This window comes from Micromonospora sp. URMC 105 (genome assembly GCF_051386295.1).
Lineage (GTDB): Bacteria > Actinomycetota > Actinomycetes > Mycobacteriales > Micromonosporaceae > Micromonospora.
The window spans coordinates 44,183-55,339 of sequence record NZ_JBPQTL010000032.1; the positions used below are offsets into that span (position 1 = coordinate 44,183).

12 protein-coding genes and 3 tRNA genes are annotated in these 11,157 nt (G+C 72.9%); 3 read left to right on the forward strand and 12 right to left on the reverse strand.

The window, feature by feature from the left end; genetic code table 11:
* Positions 1-27 precede the first annotated feature (27 nt).
* Positions 28-723, reverse strand: a complete 696-nt coding sequence (locus ACSNN7_RS13440) for a cation diffusion facilitator family transporter (RefSeq protein ID WP_436681077.1) — start codon at positions 721-723, stop codon at positions 28-30.
* Entirely contained in the window at positions 720-1,079 is a 360-nt protein-coding gene (locus ACSNN7_RS13445; RefSeq protein WP_436681078.1) for an ArsR/SmtB family transcription factor, read from the reverse strand. Before ACSNN7_RS13445 ends, ACSNN7_RS13440 begins: the two co-directional genes overlap by 4 nt.
* Positions 1,080-1,189: 110 nt before the next feature.
* Here ACSNN7_RS13445 and ACSNN7_RS13450 point away from each other — a divergent pair, with 110 nt between their 5' ends.
* Positions 1,190-1,525, forward strand: a complete 336-nt coding sequence (locus tag ACSNN7_RS13450; protein ID WP_436681079.1) for a hypothetical protein — start codon at positions 1,190-1,192, stop codon at positions 1,523-1,525.
* Positions 1,526-1,602: 77 nt separating this feature from the next.
* Here the strand turns inward: ACSNN7_RS13450 and ACSNN7_RS13455 are convergent, their stop codons facing one another.
* The 10 genes from ACSNN7_RS13455 to ACSNN7_RS13500 all read right to left on the reverse strand — a co-directional run bounded on the left by ACSNN7_RS13455 (position 1,603) and on the right by ACSNN7_RS13500 (position 8,792).
* Positions 1,603-2,376: a hypothetical protein gene (locus ACSNN7_RS13455; RefSeq protein ID WP_436681080.1), complete on the reverse strand. Its 774-nt coding sequence runs from the start codon at positions 2,374-2,376 to the stop codon at positions 1,603-1,605.
* Entirely contained in the window at positions 2,361-2,927 is a 567-nt protein-coding gene (locus ACSNN7_RS13460) for an RNA polymerase sigma factor (protein ID WP_436681081.1), read from the reverse strand. The genes ACSNN7_RS13455 and ACSNN7_RS13460 overlap by 16 nt, the downstream gene beginning before the upstream one ends.
* A 217-nt stretch (positions 2,928-3,144) precedes the next feature.
* Positions 3,145-3,218: transfer RNA gene (locus ACSNN7_RS13465), tRNA-Phe, on the reverse strand.
* A 102-nt stretch (positions 3,219-3,320) separates the two neighbouring features.
* Positions 3,321-3,397 (reverse strand) — tRNA-Asp (locus ACSNN7_RS13470).
* 33 nt (positions 3,398-3,430) lie between these two features.
* A tRNA-Glu gene (locus tag ACSNN7_RS13475) sits at positions 3,431-3,503 on the reverse strand.
* A 154-nt stretch (positions 3,504-3,657) separates the two neighbouring features.
* Entirely contained in the window at positions 3,658-4,440 is a 783-nt protein-coding gene (locus ACSNN7_RS13480; protein WP_436681082.1) for a polysaccharide deacetylase family protein, read from the reverse strand.
* Positions 4,441-4,514: 74 nt separating this feature from the next.
* On the reverse strand, positions 4,515-5,456 hold the full coding sequence (locus ACSNN7_RS13485) for a MerR family transcriptional regulator (protein WP_436681083.1): 942 nt from the start codon (positions 5,454-5,456) through the stop codon (positions 4,515-4,517).
* A complete protein-coding gene (idi, locus tag ACSNN7_RS13490; protein WP_436681084.1) occupies positions 5,446-6,051 on the reverse strand; it encodes an isopentenyl-diphosphate Delta-isomerase in 606 nt (201 codons plus the stop codon). The genes ACSNN7_RS13485 and idi overlap by 11 nt, the downstream gene beginning before the upstream one ends.
* Positions 6,052-6,127: 76 nt before the next feature.
* Positions 6,128-7,609: a phytoene desaturase family protein gene (crtI, locus tag ACSNN7_RS13495; RefSeq protein ID WP_436681086.1), complete on the reverse strand. Its 1,482-nt coding sequence runs from the start codon at positions 7,607-7,609 to the stop codon at positions 6,128-6,130.
* Between the two features lie 28 nt (positions 7,610-7,637).
* Positions 7,638-8,792, reverse strand: a complete 1,155-nt coding sequence (locus ACSNN7_RS13500; protein WP_436681087.1) for a polyprenyl synthetase family protein — start codon at positions 8,790-8,792, stop codon at positions 7,638-7,640.
* 65 nt (positions 8,793-8,857) lie between these two features.
* Here ACSNN7_RS13500 and ACSNN7_RS13505 point away from each other — a divergent pair, with 65 nt between their 5' ends.
* A complete protein-coding gene (locus ACSNN7_RS13505; RefSeq protein ID WP_436681088.1) occupies positions 8,858-9,775 on the forward strand; it encodes a phytoene/squalene synthase family protein in 918 nt (305 codons plus the stop codon).
* Positions 9,772-11,094, forward strand: coding sequence for a cryptochrome/photolyase family protein (locus ACSNN7_RS13510; RefSeq protein WP_436681089.1), 1,323 nt, complete (start codon positions 9,772-9,774; stop codon positions 11,092-11,094). The genes ACSNN7_RS13505 and ACSNN7_RS13510 overlap by 4 nt, the downstream gene beginning before the upstream one ends.
* The last annotated feature ends 63 nt before the right edge of the window (positions 11,095-11,157 follow it).

Genomic DNA, 11,157 nt, shown 5'->3' on the forward strand with positions numbered 1-11,157 from the left:
CGACTCCGCCGGTCTCATCGATGGAAGTCACGCCTTCCGGTCGCTGCAGCAGTCGTCGGCGCAGCCCGAGGCCGGGCCGACGGCATCGACGGCGGGCAGAGGTGCGCAGTCGTCGCAGTGTTCACCGCGCCAGGCTTCGACGCCTTCCTTGACGGCGACCCCGGCGATGACGAGCGCGGCGATCGGGTCGGCCCAGGACCAGCCCCAGACGGCGTTGAGGACCAGCCCGACGAGGAGGACCGCGGAGAGGTAGGTGCACAGCATGGTCTGTGTCGAGTCCGCCATGACGGTTGCCGAGCCGAGTTCCCGGCCGGTGCGCCGCTTGGCCCGTACCAGCAGCGGCATCACCAGCAGCGACGCCACGGCAAGGCCGATCCCCACCGGGCTGGCGTCGGCGTCGCCGCCGGCCAGCAGCGAGCGGACGGCATCGAAGGTCACCCAGGCGGCGAGGGCGAAGAACGAGGCACCGATGAGCCGCAGCGCCAGCCGTTCCCGATCCTCCGGCACCCGAGAGCGGAACTGCCAGATCAGCACGGCGGCGCTGGACACCTCGACGAACGAGTCCAGGCCGAAGCCGATCAGCGCCGCGGAGGAGGCCGCCGCGCCGGCGGCGATCGCGACCAGTCCCTCCAGCAGGTTGTAGCCGGCGGTGGCGTAGGCCAGCCAGAGGCTGCGCCGGGAGAGCAGCGCCCGACGCTCGGGCGTCAGCAGTGCCGCGCTCACACCGTCACCTCCGCCGGGGCGTCAGCCGGCGTCCCGTACGTCGGGCACAGGGCGACCGCCTCGCCGGTGGCGGCCAGGAGCTGCTCCGCCGAGCGCAGCAGGTCCAGCAGCTCCGGGCGGGTCAGGGCGTAGAACGACTGGCGACCCTCGGCCCGATAGTCGATCAGCCCGCAGTCCCGGAGACACGCCAGGTGCTTCGACACCGTCGACTGCGCCAACCTCAGCTCGCCGGTCAGGTCCACCACTCGAGCCTCCCCGGTGGCGATCCGGCGCAGGATGGCCAGCCGGGTCGAATCACCGAGGGACCGGAACAACGCCACCGCAGGAGCGAGCCCCGGTGCACAATCAATCGCCATGAGGTGATGATAGTCGGAGCTGGCGATTGATTGCACCGGGAGACGCCGCGCGTCGCCGGCCGGTGCGTCAGGCCGGGCCTGCGGGTTGACAGCGCCTCGATGATGGCCGCATGAGCCCGAGCGACACCGACCCGATCCTGCTGACCGGCCGTCTGGTGGTCGTGGTCCTGAGTCTCTTCGCGCTCGGGCTCGGCGGGTATGTCGTCGTGTCGCGACGGATTCCCCGGGGCTGGCTCCGCATCGGACGCCCGACGAAGACTCAGCGATCCCGGCCCGCCCGCCTCGGCGCTGGGCTCGTGCTGGTGGGCGTGAGTCTGCTGATCCAGCAGGCACCGTTTCTCATCCCGATGCCCTTCGCCCTCGGGGCCGCTCTGCTGGCGGCGGCACTGCTCCTCACCCCTGCGGCGGGATGGCTCCTCTGGCGCGAGGCCAGGCAGCGACAGTAACCGCATTCCGACCCGGTCCGGATCGAAAGAGGACCGGCTGCGGCGGCCCGCAGGCCGCCCCCCGCAGCCGGATCACGTCAGGGCAGCTCCGAGGGGCGGTAGCTGGTCGTTCCCTTGTCGGTGTGCACGGTCACCGTCAGGCGGTCGACCTCGCCGCCCTCAGGACCCGGCCACCAGGCCGCCCACCAGCCGGACTTCACGCTGGCCTGGAAGACCTTGCCGTTGTCGAGGCGCACGTCCACGCCGGTGACCCCCGGGCCCACCAGGCCCACGATGTTCGACCACTGGGCGTCGTCGTCACCCATCGAACTCATGGTCTGCAGGTCCACCGTGCCGGCGGGCAGGGCCGGCAGCGGGCCGTCGGCCAGGCCCATCGAGACGAGCTGCTCGTTGTCCGTTCCCGCGCTCATGCACTCGACGACGACGCCGCTGCTCTTCTTCATGATGAGCAGCGTCGCGAGCCCGCGCTGCTCGGCGAGGAGCACGTCCGCCGGATCGACCGCCGACGAGCTGCCCCCCACGCCGTTCTCGGCGCAGATCCGGGCCTGCGGCAGCACCTGCGCACCGGTGAGCGAACCGGGCGTGGGCGTCCAGGCCGCGGCCGCCTTCTCGGCCGTTCCCGGCAGCAGCGCGGGGACGGCCACCACCCCGAGGGCACCCGCGGCGACCGCGGCGAGGCCCATCACCAGCCGGCGCCGCGCCGGCCGGCGAGCCGATGCCGCCATGGTCTGGCCGGCCATCACCCGCTCGATGGAGGCCTTCGAACGGGTCCATTCCATCGCGGTGGGCTCACGCCCCCGGGCCGGGTCAAGCACGGCCAGCTGCTGCAGGTCCTTCATGCTCGGTTCCATGCCGGCTGCTCCTTGTAGTCATGAGTTCGGAAAGACGAAGGGGAGACGGATTCGGTCGTTTCCAGTGCGGCCCGCAACCGTTGCCGGGCCCTGCCGAGCCGCATGGCGAAGGTCGACCGGCGGCAGCCGAGCACGGTGGCCGCCTGCTCAGCGGTCAGTCCGTCGAACGCGACCAGGGCGAGGACCTCGCGGTCCGCGGGGCGCAGGACCCGCCAGGCGCGTTCCAGGTCGATGCGCACCGCGGCGCCCACGCTGTCGTCGGACCGCTCGCGGGCCTCCAGCGACACCAGGCGGACGTCCAGGGCCTGACGCCTCAGCCATCCCCGCAACTGGTTGGCCATGGTCTTGCGGGCCACCGCGAACAGCCACGGTCGAGCATCGTCGGGCATCTCGTCGAGCCGCCGCCAGGCGGTCAGGAAGACCGTCGAGACGATGTCCTCGGCCTCCGCGGCCGGGACCCTGCGCTCGACGAAGCGCAGCAGGTCGGCGTACGTCTCGACGTGCAGCGCACGGAAGCGCTCTTCCCGGCCACCCCCGTCGGCGTGGCTCATCTGGGTTCTCCTTGGTTGTCCATGCCCCCTACCTGTCCGGCTCGGCGGCAACTGTCACACCGTGATTTGCCGGCTGCTCAGAACCAGTGCGGAGGATCAGCAGGAAGGCGGCGAGTGGTACGACATCACCGACAACGGCTGGTGGAGGCGGCACAAAGCAAGATCCCCACCTGCGTTTCCGCTGGTGGGGATCTCTGTAGCCCGGCGAAAGGCTATGTGGCCAGGGGCGGGGTCGAACCGCCGACCTTCCGATTTTCAGTCGGACGCTCGTACCAACTGAGCTACCTGGCCGTGGTGCTCGGTTCATGCTACCCGCAAGGCGGGGTCTCCGCCGAAAGGGTCACATGCTCCGATACGCAGAACGCCGCGCAATGGTTCACGCGGCGTCAGCGCTGGCGGTCCTGACGGGACTTGAACCCGCGACCTCCGCCTTGACAGGGCGGCGAGCACTCCAACTGCTCCACAGGACCTTGCTGGTGTTGCATCCGGCGCGAGCCGGACCGTGCCCCCAACGGGATTCGAACCCGTGCTACCGCCTTGAAAGGGCGGCGTCCTGGGCCGCTAGACGATGAGGGCGGCCCCGCCATCATTGCACACTCGCAACTTAAGCGGACTTGCTCCCATCCGGCCCCGCCGGAGGCATGAGAAGCATATGCCATGCCCGGGCAGTGGACCAAACCGGTATGGCAAGTGGCGCTCCCGCCGACTGAATCGCAGGTCAGAGGGGGTGTCATCGGGGCGGGGCGACGCCGAAGCGCCGCTTCAGGTCCTTGATCACGTGCGGGCAGGCGGCCAGGGTGTGGCGGCGATCGCCCCCGCCGTCGTGCATCAGCACGATCGCGCCGGGTCGGGCGGCGCGGTGCACCCGCTTGGCGAGGGTCTCGGCGGTCGGCTTCGCCCAGTCCTGTGGGTCCACGCTCCAGTGCAGGGACCGCATGCCGAGCTGCCGCGCCACCGCCACCACCTCCGGGGTCCATCGGCCGCCCGGCTGGCGGTAGAACGGCACCTTGGCGCCCGGAACGACGGCCTGGATGGCCTGGTTGGTGCGAACCAGGTCGGCCCGGATGTCGGCCACCGGCCGCCGGCCCAGGTCGAAGTCGTGCTGCCAGCTGTGGTTGCAGAGCTGGTGACCCTCGCGGACGATCCGGACGACCAGCTCGGGGTGCTTCCGTACCTCGGTGCCGACCAGGCAGAAGGTGGCCTTGACCCGGGCGGCCCGCAGCTGGTCGAGGACCTTCGGCGTCCAGGCCGGGTCCGGGCCGTCGTCGAAGGTGATCGCCACCGCGCGTACCCCGGTGGCGCGCCGCAGGCCCGCGGGAAGCGTGGTGGGCTTCGGCCGCAGCCGGGGCTTGGGTTTCGTGGTCTGCCGCGGTGACGGGGCCGCCGGCGAGGGGCTCACCGCCGCCGTCGGGGCGGGCGCCGCGCCCTGCCGCCGGTCCTGTTGCGGTTCGCCGCAGCCGGTGAGGAGCAGGACCAGGCCGAGAGCGGCCGCCATGACGGGGCGTGCACGCATCGTCACTCCGAGGGGGGTCGGGTATGCGGACCGCCCCGACGGTAGTGGACGATCTCCCGATCCGGCAGGGGCGGTCAGTCCCCCGTCGACTGGTCCAGCGAGTCCCGGACGGCCAGCGACAGCGAGATCGCCTCGGACAGGTCGACCGGCCGGACCACCCCGGCGGGCAGCGTGTCGGCCCGCCAGCCCGGGCCGGCGGCCAGCACCAGCAGCGGTCGTCGGGGCACCGCGAGCAGGGCGGAGAGCTGCCCCGGGTCGGCGGTGGCCCGGGTGTGCGACCAGACCACCACCGCCGCCGGTCCGACCCGGTTCACCGCCTCGATCAGTGCCGCCACCGGCACCCGGGCACCCAGCATCCGGTACCCCACACCGGCCTCGGCGAGAGCGGCGGCCAGCGCCTCCAACGGCAGCGTGTGCTGCTCCTCGTCGGCGCAGGAGAGCAGGATCCGCGCCGGGCCGCCGGCCGTGCCGGGCCGGGCCACCGTGGCGAACGCCTCGGAGACGCACCGGGACATCAGGTGCTCGACCTCGATCAGCCCGGCGGTCACGGCGTGCCGTTCCCCGATGCCGACCAGCACCGGGCGGAGCAGGTTGTCCCAGGTGGCGACCACGCCGTCCTTGGCGACGGCGTTGGCGATCGTCTCGCTGATCGCCGCGGAGTCCAGCCGCATGGCGGCCCGGGCGAGGCCACGGGCGACCGGACCGGCCCGGCCGACCGGGATGGTCTGCCCGCCGCCGTCCCGAGCGGCCCCGGCGCGCAGCGGCACCTCGACCCCGGGCGCGACCCCGGGGCTCTGCTTCGCCCAGCGGGCCGCCTCGGCGGGGGTGATCCCCTCCGCGGTGAGCCGGCGCATGATCTCCAGGCGTGCGAGGTCGGCCGGCGTGTAGCGCCGGTGGTGACCCGGAACGTGCTGGCTGGGACCGAGGCCGTAGCGCTGGTGCCAGGTACGCAGCGTGGTGACCGCCACGCCCAGTCGGCGTGCGACGGCCCCCGCGCTCAGCGCCTCATCGGCCACCCGACCGCTCCGACGCGTCGTCCGCCGGTACGCCGGACGGGAGGGTGGTGCCGGCGGGGCCGCCGGTGCGCAGCAGCCGGCTCACCACCCCGGCCAGCCAGGGCGCGTACGCGCGGGGGTCCGCGTCGATCTCGGCCAGCAGCCGTACCGGGTCGACCCAGCGCAGCTCGGACACCTCGTCGGGGTCCGGCAGTACCGTGACGTCGGCCGGCACGTCGGCCCGCAGCACGTGGTCGTACTCGAACTCGACCCGGCCGGTGGCCGGGTCCTCGGCGTAGTAGAGGTAGACGCCGACCTCGGTCAGCGCGACCGGGGCCGCCCCCAGCTCCTCGGCGAGCCGCCGGTTGGCGGCCTCCACCAGTGACTCGGCCGGGAGCGGGTGCCCGCAGCAGGAGTTGGCCCAGCGCTGCGGGAACCGGGTCTTCACCGGGGCCCGCCGCTGCAGCAGCACCCGGCCGTCGGGGTCGACCAGCAGCACCGAGAAGGCACGGTGCAGCCGCCCCGGCGCCTGGTGCGCCGCGGCCACGGTGGCCTCGCCGAGCACGTTGCCCCGGTCGTCGACCAGCTCGACCAGGTGACCTTCCCGGGACGTCACCGGACTCGCCCCCCGTTCCCTGTCCACATCACGCTCGTGCTCGGTGTGCCGCCTCGCCGGGCCGCGCTCGGCCGGTTCACCGCCCGGCACCGGTGATCCGGTTGGCGGCCAGCTTGCCGGAGATCAGCACCATCGGCACACCCACCCCCGGCTGCGTGCCGGAGCCGGTGAAGACCACGTTGGACAGCTGCCGGTGCAGGTTCGACGGGCGGAACGGGCCCGTCTGGAAGAGGCTGTGCGCGGCGGCGAACGGCGTACCGGCGGCCATGCCCTGCTCCTCCCACTCGGCGGGGGTGATCGTACGCAGCACCTCGACGCCGGTGCCGAAGCCCACGTACCCGCGCTCCTCCAGCGTCGCCACGAGCTGGTCGGCGTAGCGGCGGCTCAGGTCGCCGCGCCACTCGAACGGTCCCCGCTCCAGGTTGGGTACCGGGGCCAGCACGTAGTAGGTGTGCCGTCCGGCCGGGGCGACCGACGGATCGGTCCGGCTCGGGTTGGTGACCAGCAGCGACGGGTCGGTCATCAGCTCGCCGCGCCGGATGACCTCGTCGAACGTGGCCTTCCACTTCCGTCCGAAGTGGATGTTGTGGTGGGCGATCTTCTCATATCCCTGGGTCGAGCCGACGTGCAGGACGACGCAGGAGGGCGAGTAGGTGAGCTTCCGCTGCCGCGCCGGGGGGAGCAGGTCGCGGTAGGCGACCGGCAGGTCGGGGTTGAGCACCACCACGTCGGCCGGGATCAGCTCGCCGTCGGCGGTCAGCACGCCGGTGGCCCGGCCGTTGGCGGTCTCCACCCGGGTCACGGTGGTGCCGTACCGGAACTGCACGCCGTGCTTCTCGGCGGCGCCGGCCATGCCGCGGGAGACCGCGTGGATGCCGCCGCGCGGGAAGTACACCCCGGCCACCGAGTCGAGGTACGCGATGACGCTGTAGATGGCCAGCGCGTCGTGCGGCGCGAGGCCGGCGTACATCGCCTGGAAGGAGAAGATCCGCTGGGTACGCGGGTCCCGGAAGAACTGGTTGATCTTCGTCTGGAGCCGCCGGAACGCGCCGTTGGTCAGCAGCTTCACCAGGTTGGCCGTGAGCAGGTCGGTCGGGGCGTCCAGGTTGCGGTCGATGAAGTCGGCCCGCTCCCAGTTCCACAGGTTGCGCGCGTAGTCCACGAAACGCAGGTAGCCGTCCGCCTCGCGGGGGCCGCAGACCCGGGCGATCTCGGCGGCCATCCGGGTGGTGTCGGTGATGACGTCCAGCGTCGAGCCGTCGGGGTAGTAGGCCCGGTAGGCGGGGTCGAGCGGGGTGAGATCCAGCCAGTCGTCGAGCTCCTCGCCGACCGCGCCCAGCGCCTCGGCGATCAGGTCGGGCATGGTGAGCACGGTGGGCCCGGTGTCGAACTCGTACCCGTCGACGCTGAGCCGGCCGGCCCGGCCGCCCGGCACCGGCTCGCGCTCCACCACGGTCACCTGCCGGCCGCTGCCGGCCAGGTGCAGCGCGCACGCCAGCCCGCCCAGGCCCGCGCCGACGACCACCACCCGGTCCGTACGTCCGTTCACGGTCCGCACGTGACCACCTCCTTCGCAAAGTTGCTCATCATGCCCGCCGGCTGGTGGCGGCGGTGGCGAGACCGGTCAGCGCGGTGCGCGCGGTCTCGTCGATCGACGTGGTGTCCAGCGCGGTCAGCGCCTCGGACACCCGGTCGGAGATCATCCGCTCGACCCGGGACACCGCCCCGGTGTCGGCGACGACCTCGGCCAGCCGGGCCACGTCCCGGGCGCCGGTGATCGTGCCGACGCGCTCCAGCGCCCGCCGCTGGCCGGGGGTGCCCAGTTGACGGGCCAGCATCAGCAGCGCGGTCGGCTTGCCGGTGCGCAGGTCGTCGCCGGCCGGCTTGCCGGTGGTCGCCGGGTCGCCGTAGACGCCGAGCAGGTCGTCGCGGAGCTGGAACGCCTCCCCGACGGCCAGGCCGTAGCGGGTGTACGCCGCGATGAGCGGCGCGTCGGCGGCGACCCCGGCCAGGCAGGCGCCGAAGAGCAGTGGCCGCTGGACGGTGTAGCTGGCGGTCTTGTAGCGGGCCACCCGCAGCGCCCGGTCCACCGACCAGTTCGCCGCGTCGTTCTCGCCCAGCACGTCGAGGTACTGCCCGGCGACCGTCTCGATCCGCATCTGGTCGTAGCAGCGCCGCACCTCGAACAGCCGGGCCGGCGCCACGGTGGCGTGGCTGAGCAGCCGGTCGGCCCAGACCAGGCAGAGATCGCCGATGAGCACCGCCACCGCCTCGCCGAACCGGCCGGGGTCGCCGGTGTACCCGGCGGCGACGTGCCGGGCGGTGGCAGCGCGGTGCGCGGTGGGCAGGCCGCGCCGGGTGTCGGAGCCGTCCATCACGTCGTCGTGCACCAGCGCGAAGGTGTGCAACAGCTCCAGGGCGGCGAACGCCGGCAGCACCGTCGGCAGCGGTTCCGCGCCGCCGACCACCCCGCGCCAGCCCCAGTACGCGAAGGTCGGCCGGACCCGCTTGCCGCCGGCCAGCACGCAGTCGCGCGCCGTCGCCGCGAAACCACCCATCGCTGCGTCGATCTCGGTGAGCGAGCCGACCTCGGCGGCCAGGAACGCTGCCAGGGTGTCGTCGACGCCCTTGATCAGCTCTTTCGTGAACGCGGCCAGCACGCCGCGGACCGGATCGTCCGTCGCTCCCGGCTGTGCCGGCGCGACGCGGAGCGCGTTACCCGCAACTGCGTCGTTGGCCATGTGGGCGAGCGTACCCTAGGGTTACGAGTTGCGTCGATTGCTGCGTCGAATTTCGAGGAGGGCCGGTGGACACCGATCTCACCGCGGCCTATGTCCGTTGCCAGGAGCTGCACAGACGACACGGACGTACCTACTATCTCGCCACCCGGCTGCTCCCCGCGTGGAAACGGCGGCACGTACACGCCCTGTACGGATTCACGCGCTACGCCGACGAGATCGTCGATCGCACCGAGGATCTGCCGCCCGCCGAGCGCGCCGCCCGGCTGGACGAGTGGTCGTCGCAGTTCGTCGCCGGCCTGCACGGCGAGCCGGTCGACGACCCGCTGCTCCCGGCCGTGCTGCACACCATCGCCGTCTTCGATCTCGACCGCGCCGACTTTGCGTCGTTTCTGCGCAGCATGGCGATGGACCTGACGGTGCTGTCGTACCCGACCTACGACGACCTGCTCGACTACATGGAGGGCTCGGCGGCGGTCATCGGCACCATGATGCTGCCGATCCTCGGCAGCTCCGACCCGGCGGCGGCCCGCGAGCCGGCCCGCCAGCTCGGCTTCGCCTTCCAGCTCACCAACTTCATCCGGGACGTCGCCGAGGACCTCGACCGGGGCCGCACCTACCTGCCCGACGAGGACCTGGCCAAGTTCGGCGTCACCCGCGACGACCTGCTCGCCGCGAAGGCGCGGGGCCGCACCACCGCCCGGATCCGCGATCTGATCGAGTACGAGGTGACCCGCGCCCAGGCGCACTACGAGGCCGCCGCGCCGGGCATCACCCTGCTCAGTCCCGCCTCGCAGGCGTGCATGCGGACCGCGTACGCGCTCTACGGCGGGATCCTCGACGAGGTCGCCGCCCAGGGCTTCGACGTGTTCGTCCGCCGGGCGCTGGTGCCGCAGCGACGCCGGATGGCGGTGGCCGCGCGGGCCCTGCTCACCCCGACCGGCACCCCGGTCGACGTACCCGGGCCACGCCTGGTCTCCCGGTGAGTGCACGCACGGCGGTCGTGCTCTTCACCCGTGACCTGCGGGTGCACGACCATCCGGCGCTCGCCACGGCCTGCGCGGCGTTCGACCGGGTGGTGCCGTTGTACGTGCTCGACCCGGCGCTGGCCGAGAAGTCGCCGAACCGCACCCGCTTCCTGCACCAGAGCCTGGCCGAGCTGCGCGAGGAGCTGCGCCGGCGCGGCGGGGACCTGGTGGTGCGCCGGGGCGACCCGGTGGCCGAGACCATCCGGTTGGCCCGGGAGGTGGGCGCGGAGGGTGTCGGGCTCTCCGCCGACGTCAGCCGCTACGCCCGCCGCCGCGAGCGCCGGCTCCGCGAGGAGTGCGAGCGGCACCGGCTCTTCCTGCGGCTCTTCCCCGGGCTGACGATCGTCGAGCCGGGGGCGTTGCGCCCGGGCGGCGGGGACCACTACCGAGTCTTCAGCCCGTACCACCGGGCGTGGGCGGCGGCCGACCGGCGTGAGGAGCTGGCCGCTCCCCGCCGGGTGACCCTGCCCGACGGCGTCTCGCCCGGCCGGCTCCCCGCGCTGCCGAAGGGCGAGTCGCCCGAGGCCGCGGTGGGCGGCGAGAGCGTCGGCCAGCGCCGGTTGACGCAGTGGCTGCCCACCCTCGGCCGGTACGACGACATCCACGACGACCTGGCCGGCGACGAGACCTCGCGGCTCAGTCCGTACCTGCGGTTCGGCTGCCTGTCGCCGCTGGCCGTGGCGAACCGGGCCGGCGGCACCGAGGGGCCGTTCGTCCGGCAGCTCTGCTGGCGGGACTTCTACTACCAGGTCACCGCCGCCTTCCCGGAGATCTCCACCAGCGCCTACCGGCGCGGCGCCACCGAGGAGTGGCGGTACGACGCCGACGCGCTGGCCGCCTGGACGGAGGGGCGCACCGGGATGCCCATCGTGGACGCCGGGATGCGGCAGATGCGCGCCGAGGGGTGGATGCACAACCGGGCCCGGCTGATCACCGCCGGCTACCTGACGAAGGTTCTCGGGCTGGACTGGCGCCCCGGCGTGGCCGTCTTCTTCCGCTGGCTGCTGGACGGGGACGTCGCCAACAACTCCGGCAACTGGCAGTGGGTGGCCGGCACCGGCAACGACAGCCGGCCGTACCGGAGCCTCAATCCGGTGCGGCAGGCCGAGCGGTACGACCCCGACGGCGGGTACGTGCGGCGGTGGGTTCCCGAACTGGCGTCGGTGGCGGGGAAGGCGGTGCACCAGCCGTGGCGGCTCCCCGACGACGTACGCCGGAAGCTCGACTATCCGCCGCCGCTGGAGGTGCCCGGCGCCGACCCGGTCTGGATGCGCTGACCGTTGGTTGTGCCCTCGCCCGCCGGATGACCCGCCTGCTCGCTCAGGCGCCCGCCCGCCCGC